21 protein-coding genes are annotated in these 17268 nt (G+C 61.9%); 12 read left to right on the top strand and 9 right to left on the bottom strand.

Features of this window, described 5'->3' with window-relative positions; genetic code table 11:
* Positions 1-2: 2 nt before the first annotated feature.
* Genes mdcE through mdcA form a run of 5 tightly spaced genes read right to left on the bottom strand, consistent with a single transcriptional unit; the run spans position 3 to position 4497 of the window.
* Positions 3-809, bottom strand: coding sequence for a biotin-independent malonate decarboxylase subunit gamma (gene mdcE / locus ACZ0AI_RS00650; protein WP_463564108.1), 807 nt, complete (start codon positions 807-809; stop codon positions 3-5).
* Entirely contained in the window at positions 806-1663 is an 858-nt protein-coding gene (locus ACZ0AI_RS00645; protein ID WP_463564107.1) for a biotin-independent malonate decarboxylase subunit beta, read from the bottom strand. Before ACZ0AI_RS00645 ends, mdcE begins: the two co-directional genes overlap by 4 nt.
* Entirely contained in the window at positions 1656-1955 is a 300-nt protein-coding gene (locus ACZ0AI_RS00640; RefSeq protein WP_463564106.1) for a malonate decarboxylase subunit delta, read from the bottom strand. The genes ACZ0AI_RS00645 and ACZ0AI_RS00640 overlap by 8 nt, the downstream gene beginning before the upstream one ends.
* Positions 1956-1957: 2 nt before the next feature.
* Positions 1958-2836, bottom strand: a complete 879-nt coding sequence (locus ACZ0AI_RS00635; protein WP_463564105.1) for a triphosphoribosyl-dephospho-CoA synthase — start codon at positions 2834-2836, stop codon at positions 1958-1960.
* Positions 2836-4497, bottom strand: a complete 1662-nt coding sequence (gene mdcA / locus ACZ0AI_RS00630) for a malonate decarboxylase subunit alpha (protein WP_463564104.1) — start codon at positions 4495-4497, stop codon at positions 2836-2838. The genes ACZ0AI_RS00635 and mdcA overlap by 1 nt, the downstream gene beginning before the upstream one ends.
* Positions 4498-4667: 170 nt before the next feature.
* Between mdcA and ACZ0AI_RS00625 the strand changes: the two genes are divergently transcribed.
* Together ACZ0AI_RS00625 and ACZ0AI_RS00620 are read left to right on the top strand one after the other, a co-directional pair.
* Positions 4668-6197, top strand: a complete 1530-nt coding sequence (locus tag ACZ0AI_RS00625; protein ID WP_463564103.1) for a sigma-54-dependent transcriptional regulator — start codon at positions 4668-4670, stop codon at positions 6195-6197.
* Positions 6198-6235: 38 nt separating this feature from the next.
* Complete coding sequence (locus ACZ0AI_RS00620) at positions 6236-6505, top strand: hypothetical protein (RefSeq protein ID WP_463564102.1); 270 nt, start codon at positions 6236-6238, stop codon at positions 6503-6505.
* A gap of 260 nt (positions 6506-6765) precedes the next feature.
* Here the strand turns inward: ACZ0AI_RS00620 and ACZ0AI_RS00615 are convergent, their stop codons facing one another.
* A complete protein-coding gene (locus tag ACZ0AI_RS00615) occupies positions 6766-7218 on the bottom strand; it encodes a flavodoxin (protein WP_463564101.1) in 453 nt (150 codons plus the stop codon).
* A 138-nt stretch (positions 7219-7356) separates the two neighbouring features.
* Between ACZ0AI_RS00615 and ACZ0AI_RS00610 the strand changes: the two genes are divergently transcribed.
* Both ACZ0AI_RS00610 and ACZ0AI_RS00605 read left to right on the top strand, forming a co-directional pair.
* Positions 7357-7809 carry a PAS domain-containing protein gene (locus ACZ0AI_RS00610; RefSeq protein ID WP_463564100.1) on the top strand — a complete coding sequence of 151 codons (453 nt, stop codon included), beginning with the start codon at positions 7357-7359 and terminating at the stop codon, positions 7807-7809.
* Between the two features lie 63 nt (positions 7810-7872).
* Positions 7873-8475: a PilZ domain-containing protein gene (locus ACZ0AI_RS00605; RefSeq protein ID WP_463564099.1), complete on the top strand. Its 603-nt coding sequence runs from the start codon at positions 7873-7875 to the stop codon at positions 8473-8475.
* A gap of 9 nt (positions 8476-8484) precedes the next feature.
* Here the strand turns inward: ACZ0AI_RS00605 and ACZ0AI_RS00600 are convergent, their stop codons facing one another.
* Positions 8485-9438: a MerR family transcriptional regulator gene (locus tag ACZ0AI_RS00600; protein ID WP_463564098.1), complete on the bottom strand. Its 954-nt coding sequence runs from the start codon at positions 9436-9438 to the stop codon at positions 8485-8487.
* A 371-nt stretch (positions 9439-9809) separates the two neighbouring features.
* On the opposite strand from ACZ0AI_RS00600, the gene ACZ0AI_RS00595 reads away from it, so the two are divergent.
* From ACZ0AI_RS00595 to ACZ0AI_RS00570, 6 genes are all read left to right on the top strand, one after another.
* Complete coding sequence (locus ACZ0AI_RS00595; protein ID WP_463564097.1) at positions 9810-10382, top strand: antibiotic biosynthesis monooxygenase; 573 nt, start codon at positions 9810-9812, stop codon at positions 10380-10382.
* A 152-nt stretch (positions 10383-10534) separates the two neighbouring features.
* Positions 10535-11245 (top strand): dihydromonapterin reductase, encoded by a 711-nt coding sequence (folM, locus tag ACZ0AI_RS00590; protein WP_463564096.1) that lies wholly within the window; start codon positions 10535-10537, stop codon positions 11243-11245.
* Between the two features lie 21 nt (positions 11246-11266).
* Positions 11267-11827, top strand: a complete 561-nt coding sequence (gene folE, locus ACZ0AI_RS00585; RefSeq protein WP_463564095.1) for a GTP cyclohydrolase I FolE — start codon at positions 11267-11269, stop codon at positions 11825-11827.
* A gap of 2 nt (positions 11828-11829) precedes the next feature.
* Positions 11830-12201, top strand: a complete 372-nt coding sequence (folX, locus tag ACZ0AI_RS00580) for a dihydroneopterin triphosphate 2'-epimerase (protein ID WP_463564094.1) — start codon at positions 11830-11832, stop codon at positions 12199-12201.
* A gap of 87 nt (positions 12202-12288) precedes the next feature.
* The gene (locus tag ACZ0AI_RS00575; protein ID WP_225839413.1) at positions 12289-12591 is read left to right on the top strand and encodes a DUF1244 domain-containing protein; all 303 of its coding nucleotides are present in this window, start codon (positions 12289-12291) and stop codon (positions 12589-12591) included.
* Positions 12588-12929 carry a HopJ type III effector protein gene (locus tag ACZ0AI_RS00570; protein WP_463564093.1) on the top strand — a complete coding sequence of 114 codons (342 nt, stop codon included), beginning with the start codon at positions 12588-12590 and terminating at the stop codon, positions 12927-12929. Before ACZ0AI_RS00575 ends, ACZ0AI_RS00570 begins: the two co-directional genes overlap by 4 nt.
* A 220-nt stretch (positions 12930-13149) precedes the next feature.
* On the opposite strand, the gene ACZ0AI_RS00565 is transcribed toward ACZ0AI_RS00570, so the two are convergent.
* Together ACZ0AI_RS00565 and ACZ0AI_RS00560 are read right to left on the bottom strand one after the other, a co-directional pair.
* Positions 13150-14367: an argininosuccinate synthase gene (locus tag ACZ0AI_RS00565; protein ID WP_225839409.1), complete on the bottom strand. Its 1218-nt coding sequence runs from the start codon at positions 14365-14367 to the stop codon at positions 13150-13152.
* Between the two features lie 99 nt (positions 14368-14466).
* Entirely contained in the window at positions 14467-15396 is a 930-nt protein-coding gene (locus tag ACZ0AI_RS00560) for a flagellar protein MotY (protein ID WP_463564092.1), read from the bottom strand.
* A 150-nt stretch (positions 15397-15546) separates the two neighbouring features.
* Here ACZ0AI_RS00560 and pyrC point away from each other — a divergent pair, with 150 nt between their 5' ends.
* Together pyrC and rnt are read left to right on the top strand one after the other, a co-directional pair.
* Positions 15547-16593, top strand: a complete 1047-nt coding sequence (gene pyrC, locus ACZ0AI_RS00555) for a dihydroorotase (protein ID WP_463566030.1) — start codon at positions 15547-15549, stop codon at positions 16591-16593.
* Positions 16590-17264: a ribonuclease T gene (gene rnt, locus ACZ0AI_RS00550; protein ID WP_463564091.1), complete on the top strand. Its 675-nt coding sequence runs from the start codon at positions 16590-16592 to the stop codon at positions 17262-17264. The genes pyrC and rnt overlap by 4 nt, the downstream gene beginning before the upstream one ends.
* Positions 17265-17268: the final 4 nt, after the last annotated feature.

Below are 17268 nucleotides of genomic sequence, written 5' to 3'. Positions count from 1 at the left end.
TCCTACCACTGCGCCCGCAACAGTTCACGGACTCGGCTGGAGGCTGCACGGTTATCGGCACCTAGGCGCGAGCGCAGATCCCGCGGGTTCTGTGCAATGTCTTGCAGCGCTTGGCCAAGGCTTGCACGCACCACCGTGATATCGCTTTCGGTAGGCTGTACCACCTGCTGCACCTCCAGGGTTTCCCAGAGCAGGCCCAGGGATGCGTAGTTATCCAGGTCGTAAGCCATTGGCGGCACGCTGGCTGCCAGGCTCTCCAGTTCCTCGACGCTGCGCTGGGTGATACGAGCAGCCGCCGCCTTACCCATGGCGTGCACCATCACCCCCGGATCACGCAAGGCGATCAACCGATTGGCCTGATATCCGTGGGCGAGAAAGGCACCGGACATGGCATTGCCAACCAGCAGGCCGACGACAGCGTGGCCGGCCAACCGCGCGCGGGCGTAGGCGTCAACCGCACCGGCCAGGGCCTGATGAATGCCGAACGCTTCCTCGCGCCGGCCATAGGCCTGACTGGGTACGTCGACGATGGCGATCAACGCGCGCTTATGAGGGCTGTCTCGATCTTGCTCAATCACGGCATCTACCGCCTGGGCAAGGCCCCAGCCTTCGAGCAGGCCCACTTCACCACCGCTGGCGCGAGGGAAGCGGTTTTGTTCATCGCTGACCACCGCCAGATAGCGCACAGCCTGGCCGGCGAGTTCGCCATCGGCTACGCGCAATGAAGCGGGCAATCCACTCACTAACGAAGCATCGCCAGCGAGGGCCTGAAACCAGTTCAGCCCACGCGATTCAGTAGACTGGCTCATTGTTGTGCTCCCTGATAAAGACTGCGCACGGCAGCTGCGTCAGCCTGAACGCTGGTGTCGACACTCTGTAGGCGCTCGAGGAACCAGGCATGCCGGCGACTGCGTTCCTGCACGGGCTTACCCTGCACGAACAGCGCGCGGATCTGGTCGCGAATCGCCTCGACATCGTCACCGACATAACCGTCGACCAAGCCACTGGCGTGGCGCTGCTCACCGCCGGTCAGGCTCCAAATGAAGGGGCGATCACGGGAGTCGTACTCATCGATACCGGCTTCCTGCTCGATGACTTGCGGGCCGTTGAGGCCAAGCCGTGCTTCGCGGGTCACCAGCAGATAGCTGCACAGCCCGGCGGCAATCGACATCCCGCCAAAGCAGCCGACCGGCCCGGCGACCACGCCGATTACAGGCTGATACTGACGAAGGTCGACAATCGCGGCCTGGATTTCGGCGATGGCGGCTAACCCGAGGTTGGCCTCCTGCAAACGTACGCCACCGGTTTCCAGCAATAGCACCGCGCGTGTCGGCGTGCCATTACGGTTGTCTTCGGCCGCAAGCTCGAGGGCACCGGCAATTTTCGCACCGCCCACCTCGCCAAGGCTGCCGCCCTGGAAGGCACCTTCAATCGCAACGATAAGCGCAGGTTGAGCATCGATAAGCCCCTTGGCGACGACCACGCCGTCATCGGCCTGGGGCACGATGCCTTGCTTGGGCAGCCACGGCGAAATCACTCGGGCGAACGGGTCTACCAACTCGCGGAAACTGCCCTCGTCGAACAGCGCACGGGCGCGCTGGCGGGCGCCAAGCTCGGTAAAACTGTGCTGTTCCAGCAGCCGTTGAATAGTGGCATCAGTCATGGGAAAGCTCCTCCAGCCCTTGCTCCAGACGCAGACGTACAACGCCTGGCGTAGCGCCGAAATCGTGAATCTCGATATTCAGGGCTGGCAGTTGCTGCTCGCTAAACATGCGTTCGAACAGGTGTTGCCAGCGCGCTGCGCTGCCATTCACCGAAGTCACGACCTGAATAGCCAGGGTGCCGGCTGTACCAGGCTCCAGCAGTACTTCCAGATCACCAGAACCGACACAGCCGACCAACGCGCGGTTGCGGGCTGGCGAGCCGGCGGGGAAGGCAAAGGACAGGGTTTCCATGGTCAGAGACTCCCAATCTGCGCGTGCAGCACGGGCTGCAGGCGGTCGAGGAATAAAGACGCGGCGAGCAAATCGGCTGCACCGCCGGGCGAGGCACGCAGCCTCAACATATCGTTATCAAGTTCACGCAGACGCCGGCGACCTTCCAGGCTGGCGCAGCCGCCGGCCTTGAGCACCGCTCGTGCGCCGCATTGCATGCTGCTTAGGCCGGCCAGGCCTGCACGGTAGAGCACGCAGGTATCAGTCAGGGTGGTCATGATCGCCAGCAAGGCATCCAGCCGAGCATTCTGCTCACCGGCTCCGTTCTCACGGCTGCGCCGCAACTGCGGCAACGCCTGCTGGATCACCGCCGGGAAGCCCTGCTGTGCTTCCTCACGGGCGCCGGGCACACCATACAAGCGACAGACCCTGGCACCATGGCTGTCGCCATTGGCTGGAGCGTGGCGGTCGTTGAGCATGGCCAAGCGCGCGGCCCGTGTGGTCACATCACCAGCGCCTGAGGCACTGCTATCCAGTGCAGCAGAGGCAGTCAGCAGGCCTAGCGCCCAGATTGCGCCGCGATGGGTGTTCACCCCCGCCGTAACGCGCAGCATCTCCACTTCACCGTCACGACCAATCTGGCCGATGGCTTCGCGCAACGTCAGGCTTACCGTACCGTACTCAAGCGCTGCATCGGCCATCGCCTTGAAGCACGGCCACAACGACAACGCCGAGGCATGCATCAAACCCAAATGCAGATCGATGTGGGCACCACTGCCGCGCTTGTCGACAAGGCCCGGCTTGGGCGACAAATCAGCCTCGTCGATCAACGCATCGACGGCCAGATCCGCCAAACACTCACTGAGTGACAGTTGCGGTTGTTTTGAATGAATCGCGCTCATCACCAACTCCTGAATTTGGCGGGCGGGCTATAGAGCCCGCCGGACCAATCGACCAGTTCGGCGATGCTCTTGGCCGCCAGCAGTTCGCGGCTGGCGTCAGCACGGCGGATACCGAGATCTTCCGGCAGCGCGATAAGCCCTTCGCGGCGCATCCGTGCGGTGTCTTTCGGGTTGTGACGCAAGCCAATGGCAGTGACACCCGCCACGGCAGCGATCATCGCCTGACGCTCTTCCAGGGAGCGCGCCTTATAGAGGTAGGCAATACCTTCCTCGGTGAGCAGGTGGGTGACGTCATCGCCGTAAATCATGATCGGCGCGAGCGGCATGCCGGCCTTCTTTGCCACCTCGACCGCATCGAGCTGATCGACGAAGGTCGGTTTGCCGCCCTCCTGAAAGGTCTCGACCATCTGCACCACCAGCTTCTTGCCGCGCTCGAGCAGCGGCGCCTCGCTCTGTTCAGGGCACATGTCCAGCCAGGCGGGCGTGCTGTGGCGACGACCGCGCGGGTCGTGGCCCATGTTCGGTGCGCCGCCAAAACCGGCCAGGCGACCGCGGGTAACGGTCGAGGAATGGCCATCACCATCCACCTGCAGGGTCGCGCCGATAAACAAGTCGACCGCGTACTGCCCGGCCAGTTGGCACATCATCCGGTTGGAGCGCATCGAGCCATCGCGACCGGTAAAGAACACGTCCGGGCGCTGGGCGATGTAGCCCTCCATGCCCAGCTCGGTGCCAAAACAATGCACGCTTTCGACCCAGCCGGTCTCGATCGCCGGGATCAGCGTTGGGTGCGGGTTGAGGGTCCAGTTGCGGCAGATCTTGCCTTTCAGGCCCAGAGACTCGCCGTAGGTCGGCAGAATCAGCTCAATGGCGGCGGTGTTGAAACCGATGCCGTGGTTGAGCGACTGCACGTTGTGTTTTTCGTAGATGCCACGGATCGCCATCATCGCCATCAGCACGTGCACGGGCTTGATGTGCCGGGGGTCACGGGTGAACAGCGGTTCGATGTAGAAGGGTTTATCCGCCACCACCACGAAGTCGACCCACGACGCAGGAATATCCACCCGTGGCAGTTCGTCGACGATCTCGTTGACCTGGAATATGACGATGCCATCGCTGAAGGCGGTGGGCTCGACCAGCGCCGGCGTATCTTCGGTGCTCGGCCCGGTGTAGATATTGCCGTGCCGATCAGCCTGGAAGCCGGCCAGCAGAGCAACGTTGGGAATCAGATCGACCAGTAGCCGCGAGTAAAGCTCGATGTAGGTATGGATGGCGCCCACTTCGAGCAGGCCATCTTCGAGCAATTGGCTGATCCGCAGGCTTTGCGGGCCAGCGAAGGAGAAGTCGAGTTTGCGGGCGATGCCGCGCTCGAACAGATCGAGGTGCTCGGCGCGACTGACGCTCGGCATGATCATGTGCAGATCATGCAAACGGCCAGGGTCAACCTTGGCCAACGAGCGGGAAAGAAAGTCCGCCTGCTTCTGGTTGTTGCCTTCGAGCACTACACGATCACCGGGGGCGATCAAGGCCTCGAGCGCAGCGACGATCTTGTCGCTTGGCAAAACCACGCCATCGGCGAGTGCGCGCACCTGATCGAGACGCCGGGCTTTTTCAGCGCGACGACGCGACCACTGCGGCGGTGGGGATATTGTTGTTGTCATTAAAGACTCCACGAGTTCCGCTGTCGTGGGATCACAGTAGGAGTGCTGGGAGCAGCCATCAATCAAGCACGGCGTCGTATCGTTACGATCAGGTTAACGATGCACATCGGTTAACGCCGAAGAGCAGACCGGGCATACTGCGCCACCGTTCTCCCGTTGCCCGGCCTACCATGCGCATTCACGTCACCTTCATCGACCGCGTCGGCATCACTCAGGAAGTGCTCGCCCTGCTGGGTGGCCGTAACCTCAATCTCGACGCCGTGGAGATGGTGCCGCCCAACGTCTACATCGACGCACCGACCCTCAGTGCAGCGGTGCTCGACGAGTTGCGCGAGGCACTGTTCAAGGTGCGTGGCGTGCAGGCGGTAACGGTGGTGGACATTCTGCCCGGACAACGCCGCCGCCTGCAGCTCGATGCGCTGCTGGCGGCGATGACGGATCCGGTGCTGGCGGTGGATGCTGACGGCCGCGTGTTGCTGGCCAACCCGGCGTTGATCGCCCTGTGCGGCCGCGAGCCTGAAGGCGCGGCACTCGGCGAGCTGTTCACCGAAACAGACCTGCAGCAGGCACTGCTCGATCAGCATTTCCGCCTGCCTCTGCGCGAGGTGACACTCAACGGCCAGGCGCTGCTGCTCGATGCCACGCCCATCAGCGAAACCGCCGAGACCGGACAACTGGCCGGCGCTCTGCTGACCCTTTACGAACCCAGCCGTATCGGCGCGCGCCTGGCAGCTCTGCATCATGACCATGCAGAGGGCTTCGATTCGCTGCTCGGCGACTCGGTGCCGATCCGCACGCTCAAGGCCCGCGCGCAACGTGTCGCGACGCTGGATGCGCCCTTGCTGATTCATGGTGAAACCGGCACCGGCAAAGAATTGGTGGCACGCGCCTGCCACGCCCTCAGTACGCGCCACAGCGCCTCTTTTCTGGCCTTGAACTGCGCCGCACTGCCGGAAAGTCTCGCCGAGAGTGAGCTGTTCGGCTACGCCCCTGGCGCCTTCACGGGCGCGCAACGCGGCGGCAAGCCGGGCCTGCTGGAGCTGGCTAATCACGGCACGGTGTTTCTCGATGAGATTGGCGAGATGTCACCTTACCTGCAGGCCAAGCTGCTGCGTTTCCTCAGTGACGGTACTTTTCGCCGGGTAGGCGGAGATCGTGAGGAGCGCGTCGATGTGCGCATCATCAGCGCCACGCACCGCAACCTGGAGCGGATGGTCAGCGAAGGGGAGTTTCGCGAGGATCTGTTCTACCGCCTGAACGTGCTCAACCTGCAGGTACCACCACTGCGCGAGCGCGGTCAGGATATTCTGCTGCTGGCCCGGCACTTCATGCAGCATGCTTGTGCACAGATTCAGCGTACCCAGTGCCGTCTGACGCCCGATACCTACCCTGCCCTACTCGGCAATCGCTGGCCGGGCAACGTGCGGCAGTTACAGAACGTTATCTTCCGCGCTGCAGCTATCTGCGACAGTAACCTGGTGCAGGTCGGCGATCTGGATATCGCCGGCACCGCCGTCGCTCAGCAAGCAGGGGGAGAAGTTGGCAGCCTGGAGGCCGCAGTTGCAGGGTTCGAGAAAGAGTTGCTGGAAAAACTCTATGCCAGTCATCCCTCGACCCGACAACTGGCTGCACGCCTGAATACCTCGCACAGCGCCATCGCCACGCGGCTGCGCAAATACGGCATCAAGAGCAATCGATAGCGCACGCCAGATCCGGATAGGGCAGGCGTCCACGATCAATGCTCGGGGAACACCTGCGCCAGACTCACGGCTTACTGACCGCTGCTACCACCAGCAGCGCCGCCTGCCCCGCTGCTAGCACCACCGCCGGTACCATCACCGGTGCCGCTACCTGCACCGCCTGTTCCACCACCATTGGTGCCGGTACCACCGGGCATCGGGTCAGTACCCGCTCCGGTTCCATTCCCAGTACCGGTTCCGGTGCCTGGTGCAGTGGTGCCTGGAGTCGTGGTGCCCCCTGGCAGAGTGGTGCCGTCATCGGTGCCTAAGCCTGGGTCATCTGCTGGCACGGCAGGAGCTGATGGGGTGGCAGGCCCAGTTGGTGGAGCGGTCGAATCCGCGACGGCAGGAAGCATTGCAGTGGCCAGCAGGCCACTGAATAAGAAAGCAGTCATTTTGGTCTTGTTCATTATTGTCACCTTTCATCCAGGTTGGTGGGGATCTCGCCACTTTCATCAATGAAAGCGAACGCTCCCTACACCCGACCGGCTGGGGTTCAACAATGTTCGACTCGCAGGATGGACGGTCGTTACCCGCGCAACGCCTCGGTGAACTCTGCGAGCCATGGCTCGGCATCCTGTTCCGGGGTGACACTTTCGCTGGCATCCACACGCAGCATGGGCAGCACCTCGCGTATACCCAGTTCGCCATATAGTTCACGTACCTGCTCGCCACCGCCGCAATAGGTGTCGCCGTAACTCGAATCACCCAGCGCAATCACGCCACCAGGCAGCCCACTCCACGCAGGCAACCTGTCGCGGATCGCGAAGTACAGCGGCTGCAGATTATCCGGCAACTCGCCCATGCCGGTGGTCGAGGTCACCACCAGAAAACTCTCAGGGCCGAACGCCAAGACATCCTCCAGGCTCGCCCGCGGGTTATGCCAGGCGTCGAAACCAGCCTGTTTCAACAGGCCCTCGGCGTGCCGGGCTACCTCTTCGGCAGTGCCGTAAACCGAACCTGACAGAATCGCGACTTTCATGAAAACTCCATATGTTGAGGGCTGCGCCCAGCATTATGCCGCATTGCGCAGCCGGGTGTTTCCAAAGGCCCAGGTGCAGAAGCAGCAACCGAACAGGCCTCTGATAAACTGACGAAAATGGATGGGGGGACGCATGAAATGATCAACGCCAAACTGCTGCAATTGGTAGTCGACGCCTCGAATGACGGCATCGTGGTCGCAGAGCAGGAGGGAGAGGACAACATCCTCATTTACGCCAACCCGGCATTCGAAGCCCTCACGGGCTACAGCAGTGAGGACATCCTCTACCAGGACTGCCGCTTCCTCCAAGCAGGTGACCGTGACCAGCCAGCACTGGACTTGATACGCGAGGCCGTGCGAACCCAGCAACCTTGTCGCCAGGTGATTCGTAATTATCGCAAGGACGGCAGTGTTTTCTGGAACGAGCTGTCCATCACCCCTGTATTCAACGAGGGCGATCAACTGACCTACTTCATCGGCATCCAGAAGAACGTCAGTGAACACGTACACAACCAAGAGAGGGTGAAGAAGCTGGAAGCACAGGTACAAGCCTTGCAAGCCGAGTTAGCTGAATTGAAACCACGCACCTAACGGTAACGAAACAGCCGGTCAGTTGTCACAAGTGGATGTTTCCAGCTTGCGCAGAATGCCGTCATGCAAGATTCGTCACTCCTGACCCCTCTCGAAATGGAATTCATCCAGCAACTCACGGAAAACAGCCCTGCCCTCGTCGAGTCCGATCCGGGCCTGCAGGTCGATGCTATGCGGCAAACCGCCGAGCTGCTCGCCAGTTGCGCCGCCAAGGAGCAACTGACTATCGAGGCCCACATCGACAATCAACGCCTGTCGTTCACACCTCATCTGGTCACCGATGAACAGAACACAGCCCACCTGGAGCTGGGGGTGCCGCAGATCTTCGAGGAGGGCTCCTTCGACCGCGCATGGCGCTTGCCGCTCGATCCGCCCCGTCCCTTGCTGGCGCGCAATGGGCTAGCGGGCAGCTTGCTGATTCATGAGCTTTCACTGAGCGGGCTGCTGGTCGAACAAACGGCAAGATCCTCACCGCCGGATCGCTTCAGTCTCGGCCTGGACGTTGACGAACAGGCACCGATTACGCTGCAAGGTAGCTTGGTGCGAGTGACTGGCGATGGCCTGCTGGGGTATGAATTAACGCTGGACGAAGACAACGGTGAGCGTCTGCAAAACTACCTGTACCAGCAGTATCGCAATCTGTATCCCCAGACCAATATGCTCTGAACTATCGCCTCAGGTATCGAGGCGACCGGCCAGAAATTGCCGTAACCGCAAGCGCATCATGCGACCTTCGCTGCCCAGGCAAGCGATGGGCGAGCCATGGAAGCTTTCCTCGAGCAGATCAGCACTCTCGCCCACCAATGCGACCGGGCATTCGAGGGTAAGCGCCAGGCGCTCCAAGACTTGCGGGGTATCGGCCGCAGGCGCCTGATTGGAAAACACCACCACCGTCAACGGCTGCATCCTGCTGCACACCTGCGGCAGCTCTTCGAGCGACTGCCCAATGCCGAGCACGTGCACGGCTGCATCGGCCGGATTCAATAGCAGGCCGGTCACCAACAGCTCCAACTCGCGGCAACGGCCAGGCAGCGCGACCAGCAATAGACGTCGGCCAGGCTGGTTGCGCAGGTTATGCAGCCGCTGCAAAACGCGACCGCGCAGGAATGTGTCGAAGAATAGCCATTCGCTACCGTACCCAGGCCGCCCATAACGCACCAATAGCTGCTGCCAGAGCGGCATGATGATGTCCTGAAAGGCTACCGAGAGTGGGTAGCTGGAAAACACTTGCCCATAAACACGATCCAGCTCGGTTTCGTCGTAGGCCTGCACGGCCTCCAGCAAGCGCCCTTGCCACTGAGCCCACTCACCCGATGTGGCCGACTCGTAGGTGGGTGCACTGCTGGCTTCATTACCACCATGGCGAGCGAGAATCCGAGCAACCTTGCTGACCGGTACACCGCGCTCGATCCAGGCCAGAACGCTGCGCACCATCTCGACATCCACGGGCGAGTACAAGCGGTGACCACTGTCGGTACGCACTGGCTGGATCAGCCCATAGCGCCGTTCCCAGGCACGAAGCGTCACAGGATTCACACCCGTCAGACGCGCCACTTCGCGGATTGGGAACAGTTCCTCTTCCTTGAGGGCGCTGGAGTTGAAAGGTAAAGAGCCAACCAGGTCGGACATAGAAAAAACCGCCATAGGGTCAGAATTTCAGCAGTCTACTCCAGCTCTGAGTGCCTTTCATTTTAGTTATACAAAGCCTGTACAGAGAAAATGGGCACCGTTCTGGCACTTAATCGACCATTCAGGCTGCCCGAAACGGGGCATCGTTGGATCGACAGCCATTTTCCTCAAGCACCCAGATTCTGCGCTAAAGCCTCGAAACCCTTGTAAATTGGGGCGCTGAGCCGCCTTTTGGCAGTTGTGAATAACATTGCTGGATAATTTGCATAAAACAGGAATAATCCTTGCTGCGTTCAAGACGCGACTCACCACCCCGAGCCGCGCCATCCGCCTGACCCTACCCTGGCCAGGTGCTCTGCAGGAGATACACGATGTCTACCGAACCGGTCACCCTCATGGTGGCGCGCCGTGTTGCCAACGGGCGCTATCAGGATTTCATCGCCTGGCTACGCGAAGGCGAGCAACTGGCTACCGACTTCCCCGGCTATCTGGGCTCTGGCGTCCTGGCTCCACCGCCAGGTGACGACGAATTCCAGATGGTATTTCGCTTTACCGACGAGCAGACCATGGCCGCCTGGGAGCATTCCGCCTCGCGTCGTGCCTGGCTGAGCCGAGGCAAAGGGCTCTTCGCCCAGCCCCATGAACAGCGCGCCCTGGGTATAGACGCCTGGTTCGGCAGCGGCCTGCGACAACCTCCACGCTGGAAACAGACCATCGCCATCTGGCTGGCCTTCTTCCCGGTTTCCCTTGGCTTCAACCTGTTGTTCGGCAGCCTGCTGGCGGACGTTCCACTAGTGACCCGCGTGCTGCTCAGCACCCTGGCGCTGACGCCGCTGATGACCTACCTGTTCATCCCTCTGGTCACCCGCCTGCTCGCCCCCTGGCTGCAAGGTAGCCGCCCTGCCGGCCTGCTGCGCCGCGTGAGCGCTCCCACCGGCCGCTGAGCCGGGAGCGCCATGGCCCAGCAGGCCATGGCGCTTCGCTTTCCCACACTGTACGAAGGGTTGTACAGCTTCTGTGGCTACTATAACGTTGCATGGCCAAGGCTACCGACTTTCATGGCGGCGCCTTTCCCGTTCATTGCCGGCAAATTCCCATGAGCGTCAGCAACGCCCCGATCCTGATCACCGGCGCCAGCAAGCGTGTCGGCTTCTATTGCGCCGAACGGCTGCTCGATGACGGTCATTCATTGATCATCACCTACCGCAGTGACAGGCCTGAACTGGAGAAACTGCGTGAGCGCGGCGTGCTGACCCTGCACGCCGACTTCACCGACGAGGCGAGCATTCTCGCCTTCATCGAACGCCTGCAGAGCCATACCGACGCGTTGCGCGCGATCGTGCACAACGCCTCGGCCTGGTTTGCGGAAGCGCCCGGCGAAGAAGCTGCGGCCTTTCAGCAACTGTTCACCGTGCATATGCTGGCACCCTACCTGATCAACCTGCACTGCGCCGCGCTGCTACAGCGCAGCGAACAGGCGGACATCATCCACATCAGCGATGATGTGGTGCGCAAGGGCAGTGGCAACCGGCCGGCGTACTGCGCCAGTAAGGCGGGCCTGGACAGCCTGACGCTGTCCTTCGCCGCGCGCTTCGCGCCTGACATCAAGGTCAATGGCATCGCCCCGGCGCTGCTGATGTTCAACCCGCAAGACGACGCCGAATACCGAACCAAGGCCCTGAACAAATCGGCGCTAGGCTTCGAGCCTGGCCCCCATGTGATCTACCAGAGCCTGCGCTATCTGCTGGACACCCCCTACATCACCGGCACCACCCTGACCGTGAACGGCGGCCGCCACCTCAAGTGAGGCGCCGCGAGGACAATGACGATGAACCCATTACTGCCCAATCATTACCGCGAAATCCTTCTTGGCATCGGCGAGAACCCCGAGCGCGAAGGTTTGCTGGATACCCCAAAACGCGCCGCAAAGGCCATGCAGTACCTCTGCAACGGCTATGAGAAGAGCCTGGAAGAAGTCGTCAACGGCGCGCTGTTTAGCTCTGACAGCGACGAGATGGTGATCGTCAAGGACATCGAGCTCTACTCGCTGTGCGAACACCACCTACTGCCGTTCATCGGCAAGGCCCACGTCGCCTACATTCCGACTGGCAAGGTATTGGGGCTGTCGAAGATCGCCCGTATCGTCGACATGTACGCGCGCCGCCTGCAGATCCAGGAAAACCTCACCCGGCAGATCGCCAGCGCCATCGAAGAAGTCACTCAGGCCGCCGGCGTGGCCGTGGTCATCGAGGCCCAGCACATGTGCATGATGATGCGCGGCGTGGAGAAACAGAACTCGGTAATGAGCACCTCGGTAATGCTTGGCGCCTTCCGCGAGTCCTACAATACGCGCCATGAATTCCTGCAACTGATCGGACGGAGCAAGTAAGCATGCCCAGACTGGAACCCGGCATGGCGCGCATCCGCGTCAAAGATCTGCGCCTGCGCACCTTCATCGGCATCAAGGAAGAAGAGATCAACAACAAGCAGGACGTGCTAATCAACCTGACTATTCTCTACCCGGCCGTCGATGCGGTTCGTGACAACGACATCGATCACGCCCTCAATTACCGCACCATCACCAAGGCGATTATTCGTCACGTCGAAGGCAACAGCTTCGCCCTGCTGGAGCGCCTGACCCAGGAAATCCTCGACTTGGTGATGGCCCACGAGGCGGTGCGCTACGCTGAAGTGGAAGTCGACAAGCCCCATGCCCTGCGTTTCGCCGAGTCGGTGTCGATCACCCTCGCAGGTCATCGCTGATCCACTGGAATCCGCAGGCAGTTCGGTTGCCGACCTGCCCGCCGGCTTTTATCATCGCCGCCATTCCCTCCTTGTGAGTGCCTCGCCATGAATGATCAACAACGCCTCGAACTGGAAGCCGCCGCCTATCGCCGACTGGTGCAGCACCTGCGCGAACGGCCGGACGTACAGAACATCGACCTGATGAACCTGGCCGGTTTCTGCCGCAACTGCCTGTCCAAGTGGTACAAGGCCGCGGCTGACGATCTCGATATCGCGATCACCCCGGATCAGGCCCGCGAAGAGGTGTATGGCATGCCCTACGCCGAGTGGAAGGCCAAGTACCAGACCGAAGCCAGCGCCGAGCAGCAGGCTGCCTTCAACGCCAAGCCCCCAAAAGGAACAGCATGAGCCACCTGAACGACTTCCGCGCCCGCCTGAGCGGCGAGCACTTCGCCTTTGCCGAGACCCTGGCCTTCATCACCGAGCACTATGACTATCAGCCCAGCGCCTTTCGCAACGGCGATGTCAGCAATGCCACCGGGCAGAACGAAGGCTCGTGCAAGACCCTCGGCCTGGCCCAACTCGAAGGCCTGAGCGATCAGGAAGCTCTGCAGTGCTTCGGCGAACACTACCGCAGCGTGCTGGCCACTCCCGAAGGCAGTGACCACGCCAATATCCGCGCCCTGATGAGCAGCGGCCTGGCAGGCGTCAGTTTCGAACAGCAGTCGCTGACCCGCAAAGCCTGAGCCCTCTCGCACCCACGGCTGGGCGCTCGCCCGGCCAGCTCCGCCGCCCTGCCTAGCCGGTCGGCGGCACTCCTGACAATCATCACGCCCACACCAAAACCGCCCTGCAGCGAGATCGCCAAGGGAGCCGGTTGATGCGTCGTGGGTGATGCTTACGGAGAAATCGCACACCAGAACCCTGGCGAATGCAGGGCCCGGCGTGGACTGAGGACGCTAGCCGTTACAGCAGCTTGCGATCTTTGCCAGCAGCGATGCGCAGGCGCAGGGCATTGAGCTTGATGAAGCCCGCCGCGTCGGCCTGGTTGTATGCGCCGCCGTCTTCTTCGAAGGTGGCGATATTGGCATCGAACAGCGAGTCGTCGGACTGACGGCCAGTGACGATGACGTTGCCCTTGTACAGCTTAAGGCGAACCACACCATTCACGTTGGCTTGGGAGGCGTCGATCATCTGTTGCAGCATCAGACGCTCCGGGCTCCACCAGAAACCGTTGTAGATCAGGCTGGCGTACTTCGGCATCAGCTCGTCTTTCAGGTGAGCGACTTCGCGATCCAGGGTGATCGACTCGATGGCGCGGTGGGCACGCAGCATGATGGTGCCGCCCGGGGTCTCGTAGCAGCCACGGGACTTCATGCCGACGTAACGGTTCTCGACGATGTCCAGACGACCGATGCCGTTCTCGCCGCCGATGCGGTTCAGCTCGGCCAGCACGGTGGCAGGGCTCAGTTCTTTGCCGTCGATGGCAACGATGTCACCGGCCTTGTAGGTCAGCTCGATGTAGGTCGGGCTGTCCGGAGCCGCTTCAGGCGACTTGGTCCAACGCCACATGTCTTCTTCGTGCTCGGTCCAGGTGTCTTCCAGCACGCCGCCTTCATAGGAGATGTGCAGCAGGTTGGCATCCATGGAGTACGGCGACTTCTTCTTGCCGTGACGCTCGATCGGGATCGCATGCTTCTCGGCGTAATCCATCAGCTTCTCGCGGGACAGCAGATCCCACTCGCGCCAGGGAGCGATCACCTTCACACCGGGCTTGAGCGCGTAGGCGCCCAGCTCGAAGCGAACCTGGTCGTTGCCCTTGCCGGTAGCGCCATGGGAGATGGCGTCGGCGCCAGTCTCGTTGGCGATCTCGATCAAACGCTTGGCGATCAGCGGGCGCGCGATGGAAGTACCCAGCAGGTACTCGCCTTCGTAAACGGTGTTGGCGCGGAACATCGGGTAGACGAAATCGCGAACGAACTCTTCGCGCAGGTCATCGATGTAGATTTCCTTGACGCCCATTGCCTTGGCCTTGGCACGGGCCGGCTCGACCTCTTCGCCCTGACCGAGATCAGCGGTGAAGGTCACCACTTCACAGTTATAGGTATCTTGCAGCCACTTGAGGATCACCGAGGTGTCCAGGCCACCGGAATAGGCCAGAACTACCTTTTTGACGTCCGCCATGCCATCCACTCCACGGGTTGTTCGGAAAGCCCGTGATTCTACTGCCCATGGCCCGCGATTTACAGGGGTGCGACAGCCCATGGCATTGAAGCGACAGGATCAGGAGGTGGCGGCTGGCGTCGAAGGCACCGGTGGAGCGGCCTGTTCGGCAGGCTGCGCGGGGGCTTCAGGCACCTTGTCCAGGCTTATGGACACCCTGCGGTTCCTTTCCCGGTTGGCGGCCGTAGTGTTGGGCGCCAGCGGGTAACGCTCGCCGTGAAAGCGCATGACGATGCGCTCTTCGGGAATGCCCTGAGCCTTGAAGTACTCCATCACCGCCAGCGCCCGGCGGCGCGACAGGTCGCGGTTGGTCAGCCGGTTGCCGCTGTTGTCGGAGTGACCGTCCAGCTCGATGCGATTGACCGTCGGGTCGGCCTTCATGAAATCGAGGATGATTTCCAGCTTGGCCTTGGCCATGGGGTCGAGCTCTGCCCCGCCGCCCGGGAAGCCGACGGTGGACTTGCGCACCTGGTCGAAGTTGACCGGTAACAGCTTGGCCGTGCAATTCAGATAATCGTCGTAAGCCTTGCGAAAGCGTACCGGCAGCATCCGCACCTCGAGATCACCACCCACCTGGCTGCGATGGCGCACCAGCGGGCTGCGCCCTTCCAGCAAGCCGGTCAGCAAACGCCCAGCCTGCTCCTGGCTGCTGTTGAACGGCACTTCGCCGCTGCCGACGCTAACCACACCGAGGTTGATGTCGCCACGCCCCGGCTGCCATGGCGCCGCTGCTGCGAGTAGCGTTGCCGAGCCGCTGCCCAGCCAGCGCTCCCGGGGCTGCAGACGGAAGGTCGCCTGTTCGCCCGCGCGGCGCACAAACTGGCCCGAACCGAAATCAGTGATCGGTTGCGTCAGCCGGCATTCGAACTGGTCGCCGGCCACCTGCCATTCGACCTTTTCCAGACGAGTCTGGAAGCTGATCGCGGCCACAGGCAGACTCAAGCCTGCGCCGGCGAGCAATCCGACGATGAGGAAAAGAGGCTGGCGCACAGCGAGCTCCACAAGAAAACATAACGTTCCCTGTGGGTATCGGTGGCGGCGGAGAAAACTTGAGCCGTGCGATGGTCTATCTGCGGCGTGCCCCCGCCGGGCTTTTCCGGTAGGATTCCGGGCATGTTTCGCCCCCGCCTGGAAGCCTCAATGACCGACCGCATCACCCTGCTGCGTCCCGACGACTGGCACATTCATCTGCGCGACGGCGCGGTACTGCCGCACACCGTCGCCGATGTCGCCCGTACCTTCGCCCGCGCGATCATCATGCCCAACCTGGTGCCGCCGGTGCGCAACGCCGCCGAGGCTACTGGCTATCGCCAGCGCATTCTCGACGCGCGGCCAACTGGCAGCCAGTTCCAGCCGTTGATGGTGCTGTATCTCACCGATCGCACCACGGGTGACGACATCCGTGCAGCCAAGGCCAGCGGCATCGTCTACGCGGCGAAGATGTACCCGGCCGGGGCGACCACCAACTCCGACTCGGGCGTTACCAGCCTGGATAACATCACCGACGCCCTGGAAGCCCTGGCGGAAACCGGCATGCCGCTGCTGGTGCACGGCGAGGTGACCCGCGCCGAGGTTGATGTTTTCGACCGCGAGAAGGCCTTCATCGACGAGCACATGCGCCGTCTGGTCGAACGCTTCCCGACGCTGAAAGTAGTGTTCGAACACATCACCACCGGCGATGCTGCCCAGTTCGTCAAGGAGGCGCCGGCCAACGTCGGTGCCACCATCACCCCGCAGCATCTGCTGTACAACCGTAACCACATGCTGGTCGGCGGCATTCGTCCGCACTTCTATTGCCTGCCGATCCTCAAGCGCAACACGCACCAGGAAGCGCTGCTCGATGCAGCCACCAGCGGCAGTCCGAAGTTCTTCCTGGGCACCGACTCCGCGCCCCACGCGAAGCACGCCAAGGAAAACGCCTGTGGCTGTGCCGGTTGCTACACCGCTTATGCGGCCATCGAGCTGTATGCCGAAGCCTTCGAGCAGCGTGGCGCGCTGGACAAACTGGAAGCCTTCGCCAGCCACTTCGGCCCGGACTTCTACGCTCTACCGCGCAACACCGACACCATCACCCTGGTGCGTGAGTCGTGGAACGCACCGGCCAGCCTGCCGTTTGGCGAGCAGACGGTAATCCCCTTGCGCGCGGGCGAATCGCTGCGCTGGCGTCTGCTGGAGGCTGGTCAATGAGCGAAGAATTGTACGAAGACGATCAGGAGCAACCGAGCAGCAGCGGCCCGCGTCACCCCATGGCTGCGCGTTTTCGTGGTTACCTGCCGGTAGTGGTGGATGTTGAAACCGGTGGTTTCAATAGTGCTACAGACGCCCTGCTGGAAATCGCTGCGACCACCATTGCCATGGATGAAGGCGGCTTCCTGTATCCCGATCACACGCATTTCTTCCGGGTCGAGCCATTCGAAGGCGCCAATATCGAGCAGGCGGCGCTGGATTTCACCGGCATCAAGCTAGACCACCCGCTGCGCATGGCGGTAAGCGAAGAGCATGCGCTGACCGAGATCTTCCGCGGTCTGCGCAAATCCCTGAAGGCCAATGGCTGCAAGCGCGCCATTCTGGTCGGCCACAACAGCAGCTTCGACCTGGGCTTCCTCAATGCCGCGGTCGCGCGCTGTGACCTCAAGCGCAATCCATTCCACCCCTTCTCCAGCTTCGACACCGCCAGCCTCGCCGGTCTCGCCTACGGGCAGACCGTGCTGGCCAAGGCGTGCCAGGCCGCCGGCATCGAGTTCGACGGCCGTGAAGCCCACTCCGCCCGCTATGACACCGAGAAGACCGCCGAGCTGTTTTGCGGCATCGTCAATCGCTGGAAAGAAATGGGCGGCTGGGAAGACTTCGACGAGTGAGTGC

The sequence above is a fragment of the Pseudomonas sp. AC355 genome (assembly GCF_979258205.1).
Note: the sequence above shows the minus strand (reverse complement) of the source record. Positions and strands in the feature narration are given on the sequence as shown.